Raw genomic sequence first — 20,832 nt, 5'->3', positions numbered from 1 at the left:
CAGGGCCATGCAGGTGACAAGCGACAGCATCTTGGCGCGCGAGGCGATTCGGGATTGCCTCTATCGCTACGCGCGCGGGATCGACCGCGCGGACGAGGCGGCGCTGATGTCGGCCTACTGGCCGGGTGCCTACGATTGCCACGGCGCGACCTCGGGCCCGGTCGAGGAGTTCTACGAACGCGTGCGAGGGGCCTGGGCGCGGGGGGCGCGGAACATCCACCACATCACCAACGTGCTGATCGAATTCCGGGGCGAGGCCGAAGCTGCCGTGGAGAGCTATTTCCACGCGCTCCAGCGCGGCGCGGGCCCCGACGGGGTCGAGCGGCAGGTGATGCTGTCCGGGCGCTACTGCGACCTCTTCGAACGGCGCGGCGACGAGTGGCGGATCGCCGAGCGCACCGTGGTCTATGACTGGGTCGATCCGCAGGAGGTGCCCGAGGGATCCGAGGCCGAGCGGTTCGGTGTCCGCGTGCCCATCGGCGGGGTGTTCCCGCATGACCCGGTCTATGCCATCGGTCGCCGGGAGGGTTGAGCGCAACGGGCGGCCCGGGGAACCCGGACCGCCCGCATGGTGGTCTGAACGTGTCTGCTGGGTGGCCCGAGCCCGGCGCGCCGGGCGGGGAGATCAGGCCGCCCAGGTGCCTTGCCGCAGCGCGCCGTTGTAGTTCAGCAGCGCGCCGTCATCTTCGCCCGACCGGGCCGCGATGACGCGGCCGATCAGCACCGTGTGGCTGCCCGAGGCATGCTGCGCCTCGGCGGTGCAGACCAGCGCGTGATGCGCCGTGCGCAGCACAGGCGCGCCGGAAAGATCCAGCCAGTCGGCATCGAAGCGATCGGCCCCGTGCCGGCCACGCTGGCCGGCGAACAGCATCGCCTGCTCTTCCTGGCTGGCGCTCAGGATATTGACGCTGAAGGTGCCCGCACCGGTCACGCAGTCATGCGATGCGGCGCTGCGGTTCAGGCAGACGAGGATCATCGGCGGCTCGGCCGAGACCGAGGTAAAGGCCGAGACGGTCATGCCGCAACGCGCCGCGCCCTGGCCGGCGGCCACGATGCAGACGCCCGAGGCAAAGCGGCGCATGGCGTCGCGAAAGGCCCCGACCTCGACCGGCGGATGGGCGGCCAGCGGTTCGACATGGGCGCGGATTTCGCCGCGCGCGTTGGTCCAGCCGTGCTTGGCCGCCAACCCGATCATGGTTTCGAGCCCCGTGCGCCAGCCCGCGTCGCCTGCCAGCGGCGACAGCGCCCGCAGGGCGTCGGGGCGGACCCAGACGTGGGCCTCGTCCGCCATGTCGCCGATGGCCGCCGTCGCGGTGGCGAGGTCGTCCATCAGGATCGGGTCCACCGCCACCGAGAAGCGCTTGAAATCCGCCGCGCCCTCGAGCCGGGGCAGGGCACCGGGGGTGAGAACGATGCGCATCCCCGTTACTCCGCCGCGACCAGCTTGGTGCCGGCGCCGACCTCTTTCTGGATCGCCGGGATGATCTTGTCGCCCCAGACTTCCATCTGCCGCAGCATCCGGCTTTGCGAGAAGTCGCCCAGCTGGGTCTGCAGCGCGATGTGGTCGGGCTTGAGGATCTCGATCTCGGCCAGCATCCTGTCGATCACCTGGTTGACCGAGCCCACGGGCAGGTTGGCACGCAGCTCTTCGATGGTCGGGTCGGTGTCGGTCGGCACCTCTTTCATCAGGTAGCCGTCGTCGGTCTGCTGCGTCCGGGCCTTGAGGCTGAACGACAGGCGGCGCTGGAACAGCGCATTCTCGAGGTAATGGTCGATCTCGGCCTGGTCGTCCGAGGCATAGGCGACGCGCAGGAAGCCAAGGCGCGACTTCGACCCGTCGGTGCCCGAGTTCTCGATGGCCTCGTCGACCTGGCCGCGTGTGCGCTTGATCGCGTCAAGGCCACCCAGCAGGGCCGTGACGAACAGGTTGTGCCCCTCGCGGAAGGCGCGTTCGCGCAGGCGCGGGTTGCCGGTGGTGATCCACAGCGGCGGCATCGGGTCCTGCATCGGCCGCGTCGCGATCGACGAGGGCGGGATGTCCAGATGCTCGGAATGGTGTTCGAAGATCTTGTTCTTGAACGCTTTCGGCAGCACGTCGAGATATTCTTCGAAGATCTTGCCGCTGTCTTCCAGGTTGGTGCCGAAGCGCTGGAATTCGAAATCCTGGTAGCCCGAGCCGATGCCCAGCTCCAGCCGGCCACCCGACAGCGAGTCGACCAGGCCGACTTCGCCCAGGAAGCGGGGCGCGTGGTACAGCGGCAGGATGCAGACGGCCGAGCCAAGGCGGATCGTCTTGGTCAGGCCGGCCGTATGCGCCACCATCATCAGCGGCGAGGGCGACAGCGAGTAGTTGTTGAAATGGTGCTCGGCATACCAGGCGTTGCTGAAACCGCATTGCTCGGCGTGGACGGTCTGTTCGACCGAGTTCGCGATGACCTCGTGCGAGGTCTGGTGATAGCCGCGCTGCTGCGCGAGAATGAAGGCTCCGAAGTCCATGACGCTTCCTCCCTGTTTCATGTTCCCTGTCAGAATAGATTATTGCGCCCTGCGGGATAACGGGGTCTATTTGCATTTGAGTTTTTCATTTCGTGAAAAGGTGGGACATGGACAAGTTTCGCGCCATGGCGCTGTTCGTGGCGACGGCCGAGACGGGCAGCTTTTCCGCGGCGGGGCGGCTTTACGGTCTGTCCCCGGCCAGCGTGTCGCGCCACGTCAACGAGCTGGAAGAGAGCCTGGGCGTCACGTTGCTGCACCGGTCCACCCGCGCGCTGGGCCTCACCGAGAGCGGCGAGACCTACCTGCGCGATGCGCGCGAGATCCTGGCCAGCGTCAAGGCGGCCGAGACGGCGGCCAGCGCGCAGCAGGACATCGCGCGGGGGCTCTTGCGCGTGCATTCGCGCACCATGTTCGGCGTCTCGGTGCTGGCGCGGCTGCAACCGGTGTTCCAGGAGCTGCACCCGGATCTCGTGGTCGACCTGAACCTTTCCGAACAGCCCGTGCGGCTGCGCGAGGACGGGTTCGACCTGGATTTCCGCATCGCCCCGCCCGAGGAAAGCGGCCTGGTCCGCCGCCGCCTGTTCCAGAGCCGCCGCATCCTGGTGGCCGCGCCCGACTACCTTGCGTTGGCGCCGCCGCTTCAGGCGCCGGCCGACATCCTGGGCCACGCCTGCCTTGTCTACTGGCTCAGCCACGAGCCGGTCTACTGGCGCTTCCAGGTGGGCGAGGGGGTCGAGGAATACATGGTTCCGGCGCGGTTCGTGTCGAACAACGGCCTCGTGCTGCTCGAGATGGCGCGGGCGGGGCGGGGCATCGCCCTGCTCGACGAATACACCGTGGCGGCCGACATCGCCTCGGGCCGGCTGGTCGAGTTGCTGCCGAGCACGCGGGTCACGAATGCCACCTTCGACGAGGGCATCTTCGTCACTTATGTGCAGGCGCCCTACGTGCCCGCCAAGTTGCGGATCTACATCGATTTCGTCGTGGCGCACTGGGGCGATGTCTGCCGGCGTGGGGCCGCTTGACCGCACGGTCAGTCCTATGCGAACAATGTGCAGATGCGGCAAACGGGCAGGGTGCATGGAAGATCAGACCACAGACGGCGACGTGGCGGATGAGGAAAGCGTCCTGAGCGAGCGGATGCAGTCGATCCTCGACATCGGCACGGCGCTGTTCGCCGAAAAGGGCTACGACGCGACGTCGATGCGCGACATTGCCCAGGCGGCCGGAGTGTCCAAGGCGCTGCTCTATCACCACTTTGTCAGCAAGGAAGACATCTACGCCCGCATCGCCTTTTCCGCGACCAAGAACCTGAACGATTTCGTGCGCAGCCGCATCCCCGCGGATGGCAGTTCGGCGGACAAGCTGCGCGCCTTCATGGTCGCCGCGGCCCGGTTCTTTGCCGAGCACCGGTCTGCCTGGGTGGCGGCCAGCAATGCCTTCTGGTCCGATCCCGACCGCCACCGGATGGAGCGTCGCCTGGCCCGCCGGCGCGAGTTCGAGCGGATGCTGCGTGACATCATCAAGGACGGGATCGCCAGCGGAGAATTCAACGACGTGGACCCGGCCATGACCGGGCGGCTGGTGCTGTCGGGCATCAACTGGATGCACCGCTGGCACGACCCGGGTCAGGCGCTGACGCCCGAGCAGATCGTGGACCAATATGCCGACATCCTGCTGGGCGGGGTGGTCGCCAGGTAGGTGCCCCCGTCCCGGGGCGCTGAGCAAGGCACAACGAAAAAGCCCCGGCCAGACGACCGGGGCTTTCGCAATCCGACGGGGAGCGCGGATCACTCGAGCGTGATGCCGTTCTCGGTGATGACCGTGCCCCAGAAGTCCTTGTCCCAGTCCAGCTGGGCCTGCATGGCCTCCTGGCCGCCGACCTCGGGGGTCATGCCGACGTTGTTCATCTTTGCTTGCAGGTCCGCGTTCTGCATCGCGTTTTGCAGGGCGGTCGAGACGCGGGCGATCTCGGCCTCGGGCGTGCCCTTGGGGGCCAGCACGCCGAACCAGAAGGACGAAACCAGCTCGGGGTAGCCCAACTCGGTCGTGGTCGGCAGGTTCGGGAATTTCTCGTGCCGCTCGGGCGAAGAGATGGCGAGCATCTTCAGGTCGCCGGCTTCCTCGTGCTTGACCAGCGAGATCGGGGTCGAGAAGTTCAGGTCGTTCAGCCCGCCGATCAGGTCGACCACGGCCGAGGGGTTGTCGGCATAGGCCACGTCGACCATTTCAACGTCCAGCTTGTCCTGCAGGACCTTGCCGAACAGGTGCGTCACCGAGCCCGGTCCAAGCGTCGCGTAGCGCAGCGGCTGGCCCAGTTCGTCGGCATAGGCCTTGAGCTCGTCCAGGTCGTTGACGCCCATCGAGGCGGGCACGGTCACCGTCAGCGGGCCGCTCATCATCGTGCCGACCGGCTCGAAGCTGTCGAGGTCGTAGGTCAGACCGTCGCGCAGCAGCACGTTCAGCGACAGCGGGCCGGTGGCGCCGATGAAATAGGTCAGCCCGTCCGGCTTGGCCGCGGCGGCCAGCGTCGCGCCGATGATTCCGTTCGATCCGGGCTTGTTCTCGACCACGACCGGCTGGTCCAGTTCTTGGGACATCATGTCGCCGATCTCGCGCACGAGGCCGTCGATCAGGCCGCCGCCGCCATAGGGCACGATCAGGTGAATCGGCTGGCCGGATTGTGCCAGCGCGCCCATCGGCGTCAGTACGGTTGCGGCTGCGAGGCCGGCTGCTGCCATGAGGCTGCGGCGGGTGAATTGGGTCATTGCAAGTCTCCTCCCTTGGGTTGACCGACCGGTTGGTTGGTCCGAGTCACGGGAAAGCTAGGGGGTGACCGGTCGGTCAGTCAAGAGGAAATTCCACGCAGAAAAGGATTGCGGAACCGGGCAAGGCTGGTCTATGCCTGAGTCGTGACTGACCGACCGGTCAGGGGCCTTTCGCCGGGCCGAGGAGACAATGCGAGGGAGGGTGCCGTCGATGATGGGCAAGGAAAACGTGCGGGTCGAGATGCACGGGATGGTGGCGCTGGTGACGCTGGCGCGGCCGCCGGTGAACGCGTTGAACCGCAAGATGCGGCACGAGATCGTCGAGATCTTCGACGAGATTTCCCAGCGTGACGACATCCGCGCCGCCGTGCTGACCGCCGAGGGCAAGGTGTTCTGCGCAGGCGCCGATCTCAAGGACCGGCCCGACTCGTCCAATCCGGGCGATTTCCTCGAACACAACCGCATCACGCGCGAGACCGGCAATTCGATCCGCGAATGCGCCAAGCCCGTGGTCGCCGCCGTGAATGGCACCGCGCTGGGGGCGGGGCTGGGGCTGATGGCATCCTGCGACATCTACTATGCCTCGGAAAACGCGGTCTTCGGCATGCCCGAGATCAACGTCGGCCTGGCCGGCGGGGCCTCGATGCTGAATTCGCTCTTCGGCCGCTCCACCACGCGGCTGATGTTCTTCACCGGCAAGCGCATGACCGCGCAGGAGCTGCTGGACCGCTCGATCATCGAGGCGGTCACCAAGCCCGAGGACCTGCTCGACACCGCCATGACGACCGCGCAGGAGATCGCGTCGAAGGCGCCGCTGGCGATCAAATACGCCAAGGAAGCCGCCAACATGGTCGAGAACATGCCCCAGCGCGACGCCTACCGGCTGGAGCAGAACTACACCATGGCGCTCAGCAAGACCGAGGACGCGAAGGAGGCCCGCATGGCTTTCCTCGAAAAGCGCCCGCCCGTCTTCAAGGGGCGCTGAGATGAGCCAGTCTGCCAAGGGCCTCGACGCGCTGTTCGAGCCGCGCTCCATCGCCATCGTCGGCGCCTCGACCGATCCGAACAAGACCGGCGGGCGCCCGGTGCACATGCTCAAGACGCATGGTTATGCCGGGGCGATCTACCCGGTGAACCCCAAGGCGGACGAGGTTCAGGGGCTGAAATCCTACGCCGGGCTGCCCGACCTGCCCGAGGTGCCTGACCTGGTGCTCGTGCTGGTGCCCGGCGCGGCCGCGCTGGCGGCGCTCGAGCTGGCGGCCGGGCTGGGCGTCGGCGCGGCCATCGTGCTCTCGGCTGGCTTTGCCGAGAACGGGGCCGAGGGGCTGGCGTTGCAGGCCCGCGTCACTGCGCTGGCCGCCAGCAGCGGGATGCGGATCGTGGGGCCGAACTGCCTGGGGTCGGTCAGCGTGAAAAGCCGCGCCATCGGGACCTTTTCCATCGCGCTGGAACGCGAGATGCCGCAGACCGGCGGCATTTCGATCGCGTCGCAAAGCGGCAACGTGGGCAGCGCCGCGCTGAACATGCTGACCAAGGCGGGGGCGGGCATCGCGCGCTTCATCGCCACCGGCAACGAAGCCGACGTGCAGTCTGCCGACGCGGTCGCCTGGATGGCGACGGACCCCGAGACGCGGGTGATCCTGCTGGTGCTGGAAACCTGCCGCGACGGCGCCCGGCTGACCGAGGCGCTGGACGCCGCCCGCGCCGCCGGCAAGCCGGTGGTGGTGATGAAGATCGGCACCTCGGAGGCGGGCCAGAAAGCGGCCCTGTCGCATACCGGCGGGCTTGCCGGCAGTGACAAGGTCTTCGACGCGGTCTTTGACCGGCATGGCGCCGTGCGGGTGCATTCCCTGGAAACGCTGGTGCAGGTCGGCATCGCCGCCGACGCGCTTGGCGCGCGGCGGATTGGCCCCAGACCCTCGGCCGCCATGGTCGCGGCTTCGGGCGGATTCGGCGTGATGATGGCGGATGCTGCGGCGGCGAACGGCGTGGCGGTGAACCCGCTGGGCCAGCCCGCGCAGGACCGGATCAAGGCGCGCCTGCCGCTCGCCTCGGCCGTGAACCCGATCGACGCCACCGCCCAGATGTCCGCCGCGCCCGAGATCTTCGGCGAGCTGGTGGATGCCGCCCTCAGCGACGACGCCAATTCCACCGTCTGCCTGATGCTCGCCATGGGCATGTCCCTGCCGCGCCTGCGCCGGGTCTATACCGAGGCGCTGGCCCGCGTGACCGCCGATCATCCGGAAAAGGCGCTGGTCGCCTGCATTTCCGGCCCGGCGGATGCCGTGGCCGAGCTGCGCGCCATGGGCATCGCCTGTTTCCCCAGTATCGACGCGACCATGGCCGGCATCGCCGCGCTGGCGCGGATGGAGGCGCTGGCCGCCCGCGCCGCCGAGCCGGTGGCCGAGATCGCGCCCGCGCCGCTGACCCCCGGTGCCACGCGGAACGAGGCGACGGCGAAACAGGCCCTGCGGGCCGCCGGCCTGCCGTTCCCGCAGGAATTCACCGCCACCAGCCCTGACGAGGCCGCCGCCGCGGCCGACCAGATCGGCGGCGCAGTGGCGATGAAGATCCTGTCGCCCGACATCCAGCACAAGTCCGACATCGGCGGCGTCGTGCTGGGCGTGACCGGGGCCGAAGCCGCTCGCGCCGCCTACCGGCGCATCCTGCTGGCGGCCGAGCTGCATGCGCCGGATGCGCAGATCGACGGCGTGCTGATCGCGCCCATGACCTCGGGCGGGACCGAGCTGATCCTTGGCACCACCACCGATGCCACCTTTGGCCCCGTGGTCATGGTCGGGTTGGGCGGCGTCTTTACCGAGATCTTCGAGGACACCGCGCTGGCGCTCGCCCCGGTGACCGAGGCCAAGGCGCTCGAGATGGTGCGCAGCCTCAAGGGCTTTGCGCTGCTCGACGGCGCACGGGGGCGGGACAAGGCCGACCTTGCCGCGCTCACGCAGGCGATCACCGACCTGTCCCAGTTTGCCCTGCGCCACGCCGGTGAGGTGGCCGAGATCGACATCAACCCGCTGCTCGTCCGGGCCGCGGGGCAGGGGGTGGTTGCGCTCGACGCGCTCATCATCCCCCATGACATTCAGGACGCGGAGGCCGCCGAATGACCAGCCAGGAGCCCATCGGGACGCAATCGCCCGACACAGGAGCCTACGCCGCATCGGCGCGGGCCTGGATCAGGGGCAACCTGACCGACGCGTTGCGCACCGACCGCGCGCATGTGCCGGGCGCGAGCCTCGGCGACAAGATCGCCTTCGAGGCGGCGCAGCACCGCGCGGGCCTGGTCGGGATCACCTGGCCCAAGGACTACGGCGGCCATGGGCTGACCCTGCGCGAACATCTCGAGGCCAATCGCGAGATCGGCCTTGCGCCCATGCCCAACGCCGTGAACTCGATCGGCAAGGAACTGGCCGGGCCGATCATCATGGCCGTGGGCCGCGAGGACCAGAAGCTGGACCTGCTGCCCAAGATCTTGAAGATGGACCACATCTGGTGCCAGGGCTTTTCCGAACCCGGTGCCGGGTCGGACCTGGCCGGGCTGCGCACCCGGGCCGAACGCACGGCCGACGGCTGGCGCGTCAACGGGCAGAAGATCTGGACCTCGGGCGCGTCCAAGTCGCAGATGTGCCTGCTGCTGGCGCGGTCCGGTACGGCCGAGGACCGGCACAAGGGCCTGATGCTGTTCGCCGTGCCGATGGACAGTCCCGGCATCGACGTGCGCGAGATCGTGTCGATCGACGGCGCGCGGTCGTTCTGCGAGGTCTTCTTCAACGACGTGATCGTGGATGAGGCGAACATGCTGGGCGCCCCGGACGAGGGCTGGGCCGCCGCCACGCGCGTGCTCTCGATCGAGCGGGCGACCAACCGCATGTACCGCGCCTGGCGCTTCCAGAGCGAGATCGACCACCTCGTCGCCGCCTGCCGCTCGGACCTGCGCGCTTTTGCCATCCTCAGCGAATACAAGCGCGACATCGCCGAGGCGCGGATCGCGGTCGAGAACCTGAAAGGCCATGTGGAAACGCTGGTGGGCGACCTGCTGGCCGGCCAGCAGATCGGCCCGCGCGGCTCCTTCCCCAAGCTCTACTGGTCCGAGGCGCACCAGCGCTTTGCCCAGGTCGCCTACGAGATCGTGTCGCGCTTGCCCGCAAATGCAGGCCAGCCGTTGGCAGACCTCAAGGCGCGGATGGAGCTGCTGTATTTCTCGTCCCGCGCCGAAACCATCTATGCCGGCACGACCGAGATCCAGCTGGATATCATCGCCAAGCGCATCCTCAACCTCAGAAAGGCGGGCTGACATGTTCGACGATCTCGACCCGAAAGAGTTCGAAGACACGGCGCGGACCGTGGTGGAGGGCTGCGCGGATCTCGCCGATGCCTCCGCACGCGCCGCCATGCTGGGTGAGGCCGGGCTGATCGGCGTCTCGGCGCCCGAAAGCGTCGGCGGGCTGGCCCTGCCGCTTGATTTCGCGGTGCCCGTGGTGGCCGCTGCGGGCGCGGGCCTGCTGGGCTTTCCGCTGATCGAATCCATGGTACTGGCCAAGGCGCTGGCCGGGGTGAACGACGCGCTGGCGGGCGAGATCGCGGCCGGCGAGACCGTGGCAACCATCGCGTGGGTAGGCGTGGCCGAGGATGGCGTGGTCGGCGGTGCCCCCATGGCGGCCGAGGCCGCGCGGGTGCTGGTCTTCCGCGCCGACGGCTCGGCCGTGCTGGCGCCGCTGGGCAATGGCGTGACGGCCGAGGTCACGGCCCCACTCGACGTCGACGCGCCCGAGGCGCGGATCACGCTGAACGGCCCGGTCGAGGGCATCGTGCTGTCGGCCGAAGTCGTCGCCACCCTGCGCGCCGATGCGACGCTGCTGCGCACGGGGTTCGTGCGCGGTTCGGCCGAACGCTGCCTGTCGCTGGCCGCGGACTACGCGCAGGATCGCAGCCAGTTCGGCAAGCCGTTGTCGGCCAACCAGGTGATCCGCCACCGCCTGTCGCGCGACCGGCTGGCGATCGAGACCATGCGCTGCGGGCTGACCCGCGCGCTGGGTCCGGTGCCGGGCGGCGACGCGGCTCTGGCGCGGGACACCGCGTGGCTGTCGAGCGCCAAGGCCGGGATCGCGGTGGCCGAAAGCGCCATCCAGGTCTTTGGCGGCATGGGGTTCACATGGGAGGTGCCGCTGCACCGCCACCTGCGCCAGATGCGCGCGCAGGCGAGCTATGGCGCGGCGGCCGAAGGAACTGAGGCGCTTGGCGCCCGCGTCCTGGCCGGGCGCGACAACGACTGGTACGGGGAGATCGCGCATGTCGTCTAGGAAATCGGTGCTCATCACCGGCGCGGGCCACGGGATCGGTGCCGCGACGGCCAGGCTGATGGCGTCGCGCGGCTGGTCCGTGGGCGTCAACGACATCAAGGCAGAGTTCGCGGAAGAGGCCGTCGCGGCGATCACCGCAGCGGGCGGCGATGCCTTCCCGGTGGTGCAGAACGCGGGCACGAAAGAGGGGATCGAGGCCGCCGTGGCCGCCGTGGTCGACCGGACCGGGCGCCTGGACGGGCTGGTGAACAACGCCGCCTGGGTCCGCTACCAGGCGATCCCCGACATCATGCCCGAAACGGTCGAGCGGATGCTGAACGTCGGGTTCTCGGGCATCATCTGGTCGACGCAGGCGGCCGCCGCCGCGATGACAAATGGCGGGGCCATCGTCAACGTGGCTTCGGCGGCGGCCTTCCGGTCGGCGCGCAACTCGATGGTCTATTCGGGGATCAAGGCGGGCGTCACGGGCTTGACCCGCGCCGCCGCCTCCGAACTGGGCGACCTGGGGATCCGCGTGAACGCCGTGGCGCCCTCGGCCATTCCGACCGAAGGCACGGCGCGCAACCGCAATGCCGAGCGTGACGCCAAGCGCGTGGCCGACACGCCCATGGGGCGGCTCGGCACCGTGGACGATATCGCCCATGCGATAGGCTACCTGCTGGGCGAGGACAGCGCCTTTGTCACCGGCCAGGTGCTGTCGGTCGACGGCGGCATCGGGATCGCGATCCGCTGATGGCGGCGGGGGCGATCCCCCTTGGCGCGCGCCGCGCGCTGGTCACCGGCGGGGCCGGGGGCATCGGCTGGGCCATCGCCCGGGCGCTGGCCTCGGGCGGCTGCCGGGTGGCCATTGCCGACCTCGACGGGGCGGCCGCCACCACCCGCGCGACCGAACTGGGCGCCGGGCATGTCGCCCTGCCCGTGGACCTGACCGCGCTCGGCGCGGCCCGGGCGCTGGTAGGCCAGGCGGCCAATGCGCTGGGTGGCCTCGATATCGTGGTGAACAACGCCGGGATGACCGACAGTTCGGGCGGGGCGCTGCATGACTTGCCGGCCGAGCGCTTCGACGCGCTGGTCGCACTGAACCTGACCGCCGTGGCCGAGGTTTGCGACGCCGCGCTTGGCCTGCTGTCGCGCGGCGGGGCGGTGGTGAACCTCGCCTCGGGCGCGTCGTTCAAGCCGCTGGCGCTGCGCGGGCCCTATTCGGCCACCAAGGCGGGCGTCGCCGAGTTGACATGGGCATTGGGCCCCGAGGCCCGCGCCAAGGGCATCAACGTCACGGCCGTCGCGCCGGGTTACACCCGCACCCCGCTGGTTGACGAGCTGGTGCGCCAGGGCCGCGTGGACCTCGAGGCCGTGGCCGCGTCGATCCCCATGGGCCGCATCGCGACGCCCGAGGACATCGCCGAGGCCGTCACGTTCTGCACGTCGCCAGATGCCGCCGCGCTGGCGGGCGAGACGCTGCTGGTCGATGGCGGCGGTCGTCTCGGCGCACCTGCCGCCGGCAGCGCCCCCACGCCGGGGCAGGGCGAGGGCGGGCACCTGCTGCTGGGCGATCCCGCGCTGGCCACGGCGCTTGGGGCCGAGACCAGCCAAGGCGCGCGCCTTGCCGCGCTGACCGATGCGCGTCTGCTGGGCGCGGGGCTGGACATGGCCGCCACCTTGCGGCACCTGCGGGACCTCGCCACCCGCTGCGCCACGCAGCTGGATCGCGCGTCCCAATTCGCGCTGACCATCGTTCTGCCTGCCGGCCGCAGCGCCACCGAGCGCGCGGCAACGGCGGCAGCGGCGATGCTGACCCGCACGCTGGCCCGCGAATGGGCGCCTGCGCACCTGCGCGTCAACGCCATCGAATGGCGCGGCGACACAAAGGACGGCCTCGCGCCGATCTGCGACTTTCTGGCGGGCCTCCGGGCCGCGCTGGTCACCGGCACGGTACTCCGCGCCGGCCATGACTGAACCATACGGACCCGCTCGGGTCCGGCGAGAACAAGAACCGGGATGCATCCGATCCAGAGGGAGGAGACCATGCGCTTCGTGTTAAGCAGGACCGAGGACATCATCGCCGCCGTGGTCACGGCCGGCGTTGGCAGCTTCATCGTCATCGAGGCCGGCGGCTACCGCATGGGCACGCTGACCAGCATGGGGCCGGGATATTTCCCGACCATTCTCGGCTGGACCATGATCGCGCTTGCCGCGCTGATCCTCGTGACCTCGCGCCCGACCGAGGTGCTGCGCCTGCCCGGCCACCGCGAGCTGCGCGGCATGCTGCTGGTCGCGGCCTCCTTCGGGGGCTTCGCGCTGACCATCGAACGCTTCGGCATGATCCCGGCGGTGACGCTGGCGGTCTTCCTGGCCGCGCTGGCAAGCGAGCGCAACAAGCTCTGGATGGCGGCCGCGCTGGGGCTTGGCTCTGCCATCACCTGCGCGCTGATCTTCCGCGTGGGCCTTGGCCTGCAAATCGAGGCGTTCTGACCATGTCCACCCTGCTTTCCGATCTCGCCCTCGGCATCTCGATCGCGGTCTCGTTCTCGGGGCTGTTCTACTGTTTCCTTGGTGTCTTCCTGGGCACGCTGGTGGGCGTGCTGCCGGGCATCGGCATCATGGCGACGCTGGCGATGCTGATGCCGATCACCTTCCACCTCGAGCCTACGCTGGCGCTGATCATGCTGGGTGGCATCTACTACGGCGCCTCCTACGGCGGGTCGACCGCGTCGATCCTGATGAACCTGCCGGGCACGGCCACCAGTGCCGTCACCGGCCTGGACGGCTACCCGATGGCCAAGCAGGGCCGGGCGGGGCAGGCGCTGTTCATGACCGCCATCGCGTCCTTTTACGGGTCCATTTTCGGGGTGATCCTGCTGGCGGGCTTTTCCGTTCCGCTCAGCCGCGTTGCGCTGAAATTCGGCCCGCATGAATACGTGGCGCTGATGCTGCTGGGGCTGATTGCCGCCTCGGTGATCGGCTCGGGCCGCTCGATCCGGTCGCTGATCGCGGTCTCGCTGGGGCTGGCTCTGGGCCTCATCGGGCTCGACCTCAACTCGGGCGTGGCGCGGTTCACCTTCGGCCAGACGGTGCTGTTCGACGGGCTGCCGCTGGTCGCGGTGGCCATCGGCCTTTTCGGCCTGCCCGAGATCATCGCCTCCGCCGGCCGCAGCGTCATGCCCAAGGTCGACGACCAGAAGATCCGCCTGCGCGACATGATGCCGACGCGCGAGGACTGGCGCCGGTCGTGGATGCCGATGCTGCGCGGGTCGGGCATCGGCGGCTTTTTCGGCGCGCTGCCGGGCACCGGCGGGCTGGTCGCCACCTTCGTCAGCTACGCGGTCGAGCGGAAGGTCTCGAAGCACCCAGAGGAGTTCGGCAAGGGCGCGATCGAGGGCGTCGCCGCCCCCGAGGCCGCCAACAACGCGGCGGTGCAGGCGGCCTTCATCCCGACGCTGAGCCTTGGCATTCCGGGCGATCCGGTCATGGCGATCATGCTGGGCGTGATGATGGTGCACGGGATCATCCCGGGGCCCACCGTGATCCAGGAAAGCCCCGACCTGTTCTGGGGCCTGATCGTCAGTTTCGTCGTCGGCAACCTGATGCTGCTGGTGCTGAACCTGCCGCTGGTGGGCATGTGGGTGAAGATCCTCAAGATCCCCTACAACCTGCTGTTCCCGGTGATCGTCGCCTTTACCTGCATCGGCATCTACTCGGTCAATTACCAGATCTTCGACATCTTCGTGCTGCTGGCCTTCGGTTTTCTCGGCCTTGGCATGCGGGCGCTCAAGTTCGAGGTGGCGCCGCTGCTGCTGGGCTTTGTCCTTGGCCCGATGATCGAGGAATATTTCCGCCGCGCGCTGATCGTGTCGCGGGGTGATATCACGTCCTTCTTCGACCGGCCGATCGCGGGGACGATCCTGGTGATCACCTTCCTGATCCTGCTCTGGGCCATCGGCTCGAAGGTCTGGGTCGGCCTGCGCGCCCGCCGCGCCGCGCGCGAGGCCGCCAATGCCTGACGGGCTGGACGGTCTGACGATCCGGCGGCTGGACACCGGGTTCGACGCCCTGGGCGAAAGCCCGGTCTGGGACGCCGAGAGCGGCGCGCTGTGGTGGATCGACGGCGTGGCCGGGCGGGTGCGCCGCCTTGCCGGAGGGGAGGTGTTGGGCTTTGACCTTGGGGGCCATATCGGCGCCATCGCGCTGGCGACGGGCGGCATCGTCGCCACGCTGGGCGCGGCCTTGCTGCACCTCGACCCGGCGACCGGCGCGGTGCGCGAGATCGCCCGCGCCGATGTGGACCTGGCCGGAGGGCGCCTGAACGACGGCAAGCTCGACCGGCAGGGGCGCTTCGTCTCCGCCGGGATGGGGGCCGGCGCCGCGCCCACCGGCGCGCTGCACAGCTTCGGCCCCCAAGGCCACCGACTGCTGGCGACGCCCGGTCTGGCCGTCGGCAACGGCGTCTGCTTCAGCCCCGATGGCGGCACGCTTTATGTCTCGGACACGCGGGCGCGGATGTGCTGGGCCTGCGACTACGACACCGCCGCCGGCACCATCGGCCCGCTGCGCGACCATATCGACGGCGGCCCGCTGGGGTCGGGCATCGATGGCGCCACGGTGGACGCGGCCGGCAACATGTGGGCGGCGCTGATCCACACGTCCGAGATCGCCTGCTTCGCCCCGGACGGAACTCTGCTGCGCCGCATCCCGGCGCCGGTGGACCTGCCCAGCAGCCTCGCCTTTGGCGGGCCGGACATGGCGACGCTTTACCTCACATCGATCCGCGATTCCGGCACCGGCCGCGCGGTCAGCCAACATCCCGACGGCGGCGGCCTCTTCGCCATCGACGGGCTCAAGACCACCGGGATCCCCGAATTCCGGTTCAAGGGAGACGACCAATGACCACCCCCAAGGCAGACACATTCGGCCCGCTGAAGGGCCTCAAGGTGCTGGACATCGCGACCATCATCGCCGCGCCCTTCGCCGCGTCGCTGCTGGCCGATTTCGGCGCCGAGGTGACCAAGTTCGAGATGCCGGGCAAGGGCGACGGCCTGCGCGCCTTCCCGCCTTTCCGGGACGACAAGCCGCTGTGGTGGAAGGTCACCAATCGCGGCAAGCGCTACGGCACGCTCGACTTGCGCCGGCCCGAGGGGCTGGAAATCATGAAGCAGCTTGTCGCCGATCATGACGTGCTGGTCGAGAACTTCCGCCCCGGCACCCTCGCCAAGTGGGGCCTCGACCGCGACACGCTCTGGGCGATCAACCCCGACCTGGTGATCCTGCGCGTCTCGGCCTTTGGCCAGACCGGGCCCAAGGCGCGGCAGGGCGGCTTTGCCCGCATCTTCGAAGCGATGGGTGGGCTGACCTACATCTCCGGCATGAAGGAAAGCGCCCCGGTGCATCCGGGCTACCCCATCGCCGATGCCTTCGGCGGCGTCTTCGGCGCCTTCGCGATCATGGCCGCGCTTTACGGCATCAAGGCCAACGGCACGCGGGGCGAGGAGATCGACCTCGCGCTGACCGAGGCGACCTTTCGCCTGCTGGAAAACCTCGCCATCGAATACGACCAACTGGGCCAGGTGCGCGAACGGGACGGCAACAACAACCAGTACACCGCCCCGGCCAATGTCTTCCGCACCAGCGACGGGCGCTACGTGACCGTCACCGGATCGACCGACAGCATGTTCGCCGCCAACATGCGCGCCATCGGCCGGGCCGAGCTGATCGACGATCCGCGCTTTGCCGGCAACCGCGCCCGCATGGCGCAGCGGGACGCGCTGGACGCGATCTTTGCCGACTACATGACCAGCCACACGCTGGACGAAACGCTCGAGGCCTTCGCGCGCGAGGGCGGCGCCATCGGCCCGATCTACTCGGTCGAGCAGATCTTCGAGGATGCGCAGGTGCAGGCGCGCGAGGTGGTGACCCCGGTTCCCGATGACGATTTCGGCACGGTGCGGATGCAGAACGTCGTCCCGCGCCTGACAAACAACCCCGGCCGCGTGCGCTGGTCGGCCAAGGATCTGGGCGCCGATACCGACGCGATCCTTGGGGATCTTGGCTTTGACGCCGCGCAGATCGACAAGCTGCGCGGCGCGGGCATCATCTGAGGGGGCTGGCCATGAGCAATCCGACGGAACTCCGCAGCACGCGGCAGGGCGCCGTGCTGGTGCTGACCCTCGACGGGACGACGACGAAAAACTCCATCGGCCGCGATCAATACGACGCGCTGCGCGCGGCGCTGGTCGATGCCGGGGCCGACGCCAGCATCGGCGCGGTGGTGCTGACCGGGGCGGGGGGCTTTTTCTCCTCTGGCGGCAATGTCGCGACCTTGCGCGAAAGCCGCCAGATGCCGCTGTCCGAAGTGTCGCGCAACACCGATGTTCTGTTGGCGATGATCCTGGCCCTGCGCAACTGCCCCAAGCCGGTCATCGGCGCGGTCGAGGGCGGCGCGGCGGGCCTTGGCCTGTCGCTGGCATTGGGCTGCGACATGCTGGTGGCCGCCACGGGAGCCAAATTCACCGCCGCCTATGTCAAGATCGGCCTCACGCCTGACGGCGGCGCGACCTACTTCCTGCGCGAGGCCCTGCCGCGCCAGCTGGTGTCGGAACTCTGCATGCTGGGCCGTACGGTCGAGGCCGAACGCCTGCACGCCGCCGGAGCCATCAACGCGCTCTGCGAGGCGGGCCGGGCGCTGGACACGGCGCTTGAGCTGGCCAGTGCCTGCGCCGACGGGGCCCGCAGCGCCATCGCCGCGATCAAGGCCGAGATCGCGAGCGCTGACCGCAATGCGCTGGCCGACCACGTCGAGATGGAGGGGCGCAACATCAACGCCCATCGCTTCGGGGACGAGGCGGGCGAGGGGCTCGCCGCCTTTCTCGAGAAACGCAAACCCGTCTTCGGAGGTGCCGCATGATCCGCGACAAGGCCCGGCTCGACGCCCTGTTGGCAGATGTTCATGAGTGGGTCCGCAGCACCGCCCACCCGGCCGAGGAGCGCGTGGCCGCCGAAGACCGCGTCCCGGACGAGATCGTCGCCGACATGGCCGCGCGCGGCTATTTCGGCTGGTCGATCCCCGAGGCATACGGCGGCCTTGGCCTGACCACCGAAGAGCTGGTCATGGGCGCGATGGAGCTGAGCCAATGCGCCGTCGCCTTCCGCGCCCGGGTCGGCACCAACACCGGCATCGGGTCCGAAGCGCTGGTGGCCGACGGCACCGAAGCGCAGAAACGCGACTACCTGCCGCGCCTGGCGAGCGGAGAGATCACCGGCTCCTTCGCCCTGACCGAACCCGATGCGGGGTCCGACGCCTCGGCGCTCAAGACCTCGGCCCGGCGCGACGGGGGCGATTACATCCTCAGCGGGATGAAATGCTACATCACCAACGCGCCCATCGCCGATGTCTTCACCGTCATGGCGCGCACCGATCCCGATACGTCCGGCGCGCGGGGCGTGTCGGCCTTCATCGTCGACCGGGACATGGCGGGGCTGACGACCTCGGCGCCCTACAGTATGATGGGCCAGGCCGGATCGCCGGTGGGCGAGGTGCATTTCGACAATGTGCGCGTGCCCGCGGACCGGCTGATCGGCGGCGTCGAGGGGCAGGGCTTCCGCACCGCGATGAAGGTGCTGAACAAGCAGCGTATCCACCTGGCCGCGCTTTGTACCGGGCCGTCGATCCGCATGCTCGACCTGGCCATGGACCATGCCGAGACGCGCGAGCAATCGGGCAGCAAGATCATCGACTTCCAGCTGGTCGCGGCCCTTCTGGCCGATTGCCGCGTCGATATCGAGGCGGCGCGCGCGCTGGTCCTGCAAACCGCACGCGCGCGGGACGAAGGCCGCGACATCGCGCTCGAGGCGTCGATCTGCAAGTACTTTGCATCGGAGGCCGCGGGCCGCGTGGCCGACCGCTGCGTGCAGGTCTTCGGCGGCGCCGGCTACGTCGCCGACCATGCGCCGATCGAGCGCTACTACCGCGACGTGCGCCTCTTCCGCCTCTACGAGGGCACCAGCCAGATCCACCAGCTGAACATCACCAAGCAGGCCCGGCGCCTCCGCGCGAAAGAGGCCCGGACATGAGCGATTTCGACGTCATCATCGTAGGCGGCGGCTCGGCCGGGGCGACCCTTGCGGGCCAGCTCAGCGAAGATCCGAAGCTGCGCGTCCTGCTGCTCGAGGCGGGGCGGCGCGATGTCAGCCCCTGGATCCACATCCCCGCCACCTTCTTCAAGATCATGCACAAGGGCCGCGACGCGGTGATGATCGAGGGCGAGCCAGAGGCGCAGCTGGACGGCCGCCCCTTTGTCGTGCCGCAGGGCCGGGTGCTGGGCGGGGGCTCGTCGGTCAACGCCATGCTCTACCTGCGCGGCCAGCCCGCCGATTACGACGGCTGGGCCGCGATGGGCGCGGACGGCTGGGGCTGGGACGAGGTGCTGCCGGTGTTCCGTGCGCTGGAATCGAACGACACCTTTGACGACGCCTACCACGGCACGGACGGGCCCTTGTCCGTCTCGGCCCCGCGCCACCGCCATCCGCTGTCCGAGGCCTTCGTCGCCGCCGGGGCCGAGGCGCAGATCCGCCCCAACCCCGATTTCAACGGCGCGCGGCAGGAAGGCATCGGGTTCTTCCAGACCACGACGCGCAAGGGGCGGCGCTGCTCGTCCGCGCGCGCCTTCCTGGCCCCGGCGCGGCAGCGGCCGAACCTGACCATCATGACCAATGCCCCGGTCGACCGGGTGACGATCGAGAACAGCCGCGCCACCGGCGTGCGGCTCGCGGATGGGCGCGAGATCACCGCCCGGCGCGAGGTCGTGCTGTCGGGCGGCGCCTTTGCCACGCCGCTGATGCTGATGCGCTCGGGCCTCGGGCCACGCGATCAGCTGGACGCGCATGGCATCCCGGTGATCCGCGACCTGCCCGGCGTGGGCGAGAATTTCCAGGACCACGCCATCGTGCCGATCGAGGTCAAGACCCGGCAGCCGGTCTCGGTCGTCGGCGAAGACCGGATGCCGCGCGGCGCGCTGCACATGCTGCGCTACCTCTGGGACCGCGGCGGCCTGTTGTCGTCGAACATGGTCGAGGCGGGCGGTTTCGTGGACGTGGGCGGCGAGGGGCGTCCCAACGTGCAGCTGCATTTCATGCCCGGCTACAACGCGGCCAAGGGCGTGATGCAGATCGAGGGGCACGGCGTCACCTATTCCGTCTGCGTGCTGCGGCCCAGGTCGCGCGGCACGGTCAAGCTGCGCAGCTCCGACCCGGCCGAGCGCGGCATCTTCCGCAGCGGCGTGTTGAGCCACCCGGACGACCTGGCGCTGTCGCTCAAGGCGTTGCGCATGGGCCTGTCGCTGCTGGACCAGCCCGCGCTGACGGCCGTGCTGGGCGACCGCAAGCGCCCCGCGCCAGGGCCCGACAGCGACGAGAGCCTGACCGACTACATCCGCAGCCATGCCAAGACCGTCTACCACCCGGCGGGCACGGCGCGGATGGGCGCGGCCGATGACCCCGAGGCCGTGGTCGGCGCGGACCTGCGGGTGCGGGGCGTGGGCGGGCTCCGGGTGGCCGATGCGTCGGTCATGCCCTGCCTGCCCTCGGGTAACACCAACGCGCCGACGATCATGATCGGCGCGCGGGCGGCCCGGTTCATCCAGGAGCAGGCCTAGTCCGCCCATCCGCGCACAGGCCGGAAATCTCTCTGCGCGGCCAAGAGGCCGCACGGCCTGGTCCTGCCATGGGGCGCCCCCCGCGCCTGTCGCATGGCCCGGATCCGGGGGGGGATTCGGGCGGACTGCTGGTGTAGGGTCGGACGTCGACGTGCCGGGATGGCAGAGGGACAAGAGGCCGGGATGTCGACGGCCGATGCCTGCCGCAGACGTGAGATCGCGGGGCCGATGCCTTGCGACGACAAGGCGCGGTCGGGTGGCCCCGAGATGTCGGATGCCCGCCGGTTCAAGGCGCTGGAAGAGGCGCATGCCAAGCCAAAGGAGTGGTTGGCCAAAGCGATGCTGGACAGCGCAATCCTGAAGAATGTCGCGCGCCAACGCGGTAATCCGCCTCTTCATGCTTGGCGGTACCCACGTGTTTCCCTGTCCGCCGGCCACTTCAGGGCGTCACTGACAGACCGGCGGCGTCCGTGATGCCCTTGAGAGGCTGAAGGTCCCTGTCGCCTGCGAGGACATCAGGACGTCGATCAGCGCGAAGCGCTGGCTCAGGTCGCCCGATCGCCTTGATCTCGGCGGCGAAGCCGATGACTGCAACCGGCCTCACGTCGACCT

General features: G+C 69.2%; 20 protein-coding genes. 17 read left to right on the top strand and 3 right to left on the bottom strand.

Going from position 1 to position 20,832, the window contains the following annotated elements:
* Window positions 1-7 precede the first annotated feature (7 nt).
* Complete coding sequence (locus tag MF270_RS04485) at window positions 8-532, top strand: nuclear transport factor 2 family protein (RefSeq protein ID WP_238364653.1); 525 nt, start codon at window positions 8-10, stop codon at window positions 530-532.
* Between the two features lie 93 nt (window positions 533-625).
* Here MF270_RS04485 and MF270_RS04480 read toward each other — a convergent pair whose 3' ends face one another.
* Together MF270_RS04480 and MF270_RS04475 are read right to left on the bottom strand one after the other, a co-directional pair.
* The gene (locus tag MF270_RS04480; RefSeq protein WP_238364652.1) at window positions 626-1,420 is read right to left on the bottom strand and encodes a flavin reductase family protein; all 795 of its coding nucleotides are present in this window, start codon (window positions 1,418-1,420) and stop codon (window positions 626-628) included.
* 5 nt (window positions 1,421-1,425) lie between these two features.
* Window positions 1,426-2,496 (bottom strand): LLM class flavin-dependent oxidoreductase, encoded by a 1,071-nt coding sequence (locus MF270_RS04475; RefSeq protein ID WP_238364651.1) that lies wholly within the window; start codon window positions 2,494-2,496, stop codon window positions 1,426-1,428.
* 107 nt (window positions 2,497-2,603) lie between these two features.
* On the opposite strand from MF270_RS04475, the gene MF270_RS04470 reads away from it, so the two are divergent.
* Together MF270_RS04470 and MF270_RS04465 are read left to right on the top strand one after the other, a co-directional pair.
* Window positions 2,604-3,521, top strand: coding sequence for a LysR family transcriptional regulator (locus tag MF270_RS04470; RefSeq protein ID WP_238364650.1), 918 nt, complete (start codon window positions 2,604-2,606; stop codon window positions 3,519-3,521).
* A 55-nt stretch (window positions 3,522-3,576) separates the two neighbouring features.
* Window positions 3,577-4,197, top strand: coding sequence for a TetR/AcrR family transcriptional regulator (locus MF270_RS04465; RefSeq protein WP_238364649.1), 621 nt, complete (start codon window positions 3,577-3,579; stop codon window positions 4,195-4,197).
* A gap of 89 nt (window positions 4,198-4,286) precedes the next feature.
* On the opposite strand, the gene MF270_RS04460 is transcribed toward MF270_RS04465, so the two are convergent.
* Window positions 4,287-5,264 (bottom strand): Bug family tripartite tricarboxylate transporter substrate binding protein, encoded by a 978-nt coding sequence (locus MF270_RS04460; RefSeq protein WP_238364648.1) that lies wholly within the window; start codon window positions 5,262-5,264, stop codon window positions 4,287-4,289.
* Between the two features lie 211 nt (window positions 5,265-5,475).
* Here MF270_RS04460 and MF270_RS04455 point away from each other — a divergent pair, with 211 nt between their 5' ends.
* The 14 genes from MF270_RS04455 to MF270_RS04390 all read left to right on the top strand — a co-directional run bounded on the left by MF270_RS04455 (window position 5,476) and on the right by MF270_RS04390 (window position 20,694).
* Window positions 5,476-6,249 carry an enoyl-CoA hydratase/isomerase family protein gene (locus tag MF270_RS04455; protein ID WP_238364647.1) on the top strand — a complete coding sequence of 258 codons (774 nt, stop codon included), beginning with the start codon at window positions 5,476-5,478 and terminating at the stop codon, window positions 6,247-6,249.
* Window position 6,250: 1 nt separating this feature from the next.
* Window positions 6,251-8,383, top strand: a complete 2,133-nt coding sequence (locus MF270_RS04450; protein ID WP_238364646.1) for an acetate--CoA ligase family protein — start codon at window positions 6,251-6,253, stop codon at window positions 8,381-8,383.
* Complete coding sequence (locus MF270_RS04445) at window positions 8,380-9,570, top strand: acyl-CoA dehydrogenase family protein (RefSeq protein WP_238364645.1); 1,191 nt, start codon at window positions 8,380-8,382, stop codon at window positions 9,568-9,570. The genes MF270_RS04450 and MF270_RS04445 overlap by 4 nt, the downstream gene beginning before the upstream one ends.
* A gap of 1 nt (window position 9,571) precedes the next feature.
* Complete coding sequence (locus MF270_RS04440) at window positions 9,572-10,576, top strand: acyl-CoA dehydrogenase (RefSeq protein ID WP_238364644.1); 1,005 nt, start codon at window positions 9,572-9,574, stop codon at window positions 10,574-10,576.
* Entirely contained in the window at window positions 10,566-11,309 is a 744-nt protein-coding gene (locus MF270_RS04435) for an SDR family NAD(P)-dependent oxidoreductase (RefSeq protein WP_238364643.1), read from the top strand. The genes MF270_RS04440 and MF270_RS04435 overlap by 11 nt, the downstream gene beginning before the upstream one ends.
* Window positions 11,309-12,532 carry an SDR family NAD(P)-dependent oxidoreductase gene (locus tag MF270_RS04430; protein WP_238364642.1) on the top strand — a complete coding sequence of 408 codons (1,224 nt, stop codon included), beginning with the start codon at window positions 11,309-11,311 and terminating at the stop codon, window positions 12,530-12,532. Before MF270_RS04435 ends, MF270_RS04430 begins: the two co-directional genes overlap by 1 nt.
* Window positions 12,533-12,601: 69 nt before the next feature.
* Window positions 12,602-13,048: a tripartite tricarboxylate transporter TctB family protein gene (locus MF270_RS04425; protein ID WP_238364641.1), complete on the top strand. Its 447-nt coding sequence runs from the start codon at window positions 12,602-12,604 to the stop codon at window positions 13,046-13,048.
* 2 nt (window positions 13,049-13,050) lie between these two features.
* Window positions 13,051-14,577 carry a tripartite tricarboxylate transporter permease gene (locus MF270_RS04420; RefSeq protein ID WP_238364640.1) on the top strand — a complete coding sequence of 509 codons (1,527 nt, stop codon included), beginning with the start codon at window positions 13,051-13,053 and terminating at the stop codon, window positions 14,575-14,577.
* The gene (locus tag MF270_RS04415) at window positions 14,570-15,460 is read left to right on the top strand and encodes an SMP-30/gluconolactonase/LRE family protein (protein WP_238364639.1); all 891 of its coding nucleotides are present in this window, start codon (window positions 14,570-14,572) and stop codon (window positions 15,458-15,460) included. The genes MF270_RS04420 and MF270_RS04415 overlap by 8 nt, the downstream gene beginning before the upstream one ends.
* Window positions 15,457-16,668, top strand: a complete 1,212-nt coding sequence (locus MF270_RS04410) for a CaiB/BaiF CoA transferase family protein (RefSeq protein ID WP_238364638.1) — start codon at window positions 15,457-15,459, stop codon at window positions 16,666-16,668. Before MF270_RS04415 ends, MF270_RS04410 begins: the two co-directional genes overlap by 4 nt.
* An 11-nt stretch (window positions 16,669-16,679) precedes the next feature.
* Window positions 16,680-17,474 (top strand): oxepin-CoA hydrolase, alternative type, encoded by a 795-nt coding sequence (locus MF270_RS04405; protein ID WP_238364637.1) that lies wholly within the window; start codon window positions 16,680-16,682, stop codon window positions 17,472-17,474.
* Window positions 17,471-18,640, top strand: coding sequence for an acyl-CoA dehydrogenase family protein (locus tag MF270_RS04400; protein ID WP_238364636.1), 1,170 nt, complete (start codon window positions 17,471-17,473; stop codon window positions 18,638-18,640). The genes MF270_RS04405 and MF270_RS04400 overlap by 4 nt, the downstream gene beginning before the upstream one ends.
* Window positions 18,637-20,220 carry a GMC family oxidoreductase gene (locus MF270_RS04395; RefSeq protein WP_238364635.1) on the top strand — a complete coding sequence of 528 codons (1,584 nt, stop codon included), beginning with the start codon at window positions 18,637-18,639 and terminating at the stop codon, window positions 20,218-20,220. Before MF270_RS04400 ends, MF270_RS04395 begins: the two co-directional genes overlap by 4 nt.
* Before the next feature lie 183 nt (window positions 20,221-20,403).
* The gene (locus MF270_RS04390) at window positions 20,404-20,694 is read left to right on the top strand and encodes a hypothetical protein (protein WP_238364634.1); all 291 of its coding nucleotides are present in this window, start codon (window positions 20,404-20,406) and stop codon (window positions 20,692-20,694) included.
* Window positions 20,695-20,832 lie beyond the last annotated feature (138 nt).

The organism is Mesobacterium pallidum (assembly GCF_019966535.1).
GTDB classification, from domain to species: domain Bacteria; phylum Pseudomonadota; class Alphaproteobacteria; order Rhodobacterales; family Rhodobacteraceae; genus Mesobacterium; species Mesobacterium pallidum.
This window is presented reverse-complemented; position numbering and strand designations above follow the sequence as displayed.

Excerpts from the sequence above, each read along its gene's own strand:
- MF270_RS04480 (WP_238364652.1), bottom strand. The coding sequence starts at position 1,420 with ATGCGCATCGTTCTCACCCCCGGTGCCCTGCCCCGGCTCGAGGGCGCG.
- MF270_RS04485 (WP_238364653.1), top strand. The coding sequence starts at position 8 with ATGCAGGTGACAAGCGACAGCATCTTGGCGCGCGAGGCGATTCGGGAT.
- MF270_RS04425 (WP_238364641.1), top strand. The coding sequence starts at position 12,602 with ATGCGCTTCGTGTTAAGCAGGACCGAGGACATCATCGCCGCCGTGGTC.
- MF270_RS04465 (WP_238364649.1), top strand. The coding sequence starts at position 3,577 with ATGGAAGATCAGACCACAGACGGCGACGTGGCGGATGAGGAAAGCGTC.
- MF270_RS04415 (WP_238364639.1), top strand. The coding sequence starts at position 14,570 with ATGCCTGACGGGCTGGACGGTCTGACGATCCGGCGGCTGGACACCGGG.
- MF270_RS04475 (WP_238364651.1), bottom strand. The coding sequence starts at position 2,496 with ATGGACTTCGGAGCCTTCATTCTCGCGCAGCAGCGCGGCTATCACCAG.
- MF270_RS04430 (WP_238364642.1), top strand. The coding sequence starts at position 11,309 with ATGGCGGCGGGGGCGATCCCCCTTGGCGCGCGCCGCGCGCTGGTCACC.
- MF270_RS04450 (WP_238364646.1), top strand. The coding sequence starts at position 6,251 with ATGAGCCAGTCTGCCAAGGGCCTCGACGCGCTGTTCGAGCCGCGCTCC.
- MF270_RS04435 (WP_238364643.1), top strand. The coding sequence starts at position 10,566 with ATGTCGTCTAGGAAATCGGTGCTCATCACCGGCGCGGGCCACGGGATC.
- MF270_RS04440 (WP_238364644.1), top strand. The coding sequence starts at position 9,572 with ATGTTCGACGATCTCGACCCGAAAGAGTTCGAAGACACGGCGCGGACC.
- MF270_RS04405 (WP_238364637.1), top strand. The coding sequence starts at position 16,680 with ATGAGCAATCCGACGGAACTCCGCAGCACGCGGCAGGGCGCCGTGCTG.
- MF270_RS04420 (WP_238364640.1), top strand. The coding sequence starts at position 13,051 with ATGTCCACCCTGCTTTCCGATCTCGCCCTCGGCATCTCGATCGCGGTC.
- MF270_RS04470 (WP_238364650.1), top strand. The coding sequence starts at position 2,604 with ATGGACAAGTTTCGCGCCATGGCGCTGTTCGTGGCGACGGCCGAGACG.
- MF270_RS04460 (WP_238364648.1), bottom strand. The coding sequence starts at position 5,264 with ATGACCCAATTCACCCGCCGCAGCCTCATGGCAGCAGCCGGCCTCGCA.
- MF270_RS04410 (WP_238364638.1), top strand. The coding sequence starts at position 15,457 with ATGACCACCCCCAAGGCAGACACATTCGGCCCGCTGAAGGGCCTCAAG.
- MF270_RS04445 (WP_238364645.1), top strand. The coding sequence starts at position 8,380 with ATGACCAGCCAGGAGCCCATCGGGACGCAATCGCCCGACACAGGAGCC.
- MF270_RS04400 (WP_238364636.1), top strand. The coding sequence starts at position 17,471 with ATGATCCGCGACAAGGCCCGGCTCGACGCCCTGTTGGCAGATGTTCAT.
- MF270_RS04390 (WP_238364634.1), top strand. The coding sequence starts at position 20,404 with ATGTCGACGGCCGATGCCTGCCGCAGACGTGAGATCGCGGGGCCGATG.
- MF270_RS04395 (WP_238364635.1), top strand. The coding sequence starts at position 18,637 with ATGAGCGATTTCGACGTCATCATCGTAGGCGGCGGCTCGGCCGGGGCG.
- MF270_RS04455 (WP_238364647.1), top strand. The coding sequence starts at position 5,476 with ATGATGGGCAAGGAAAACGTGCGGGTCGAGATGCACGGGATGGTGGCG.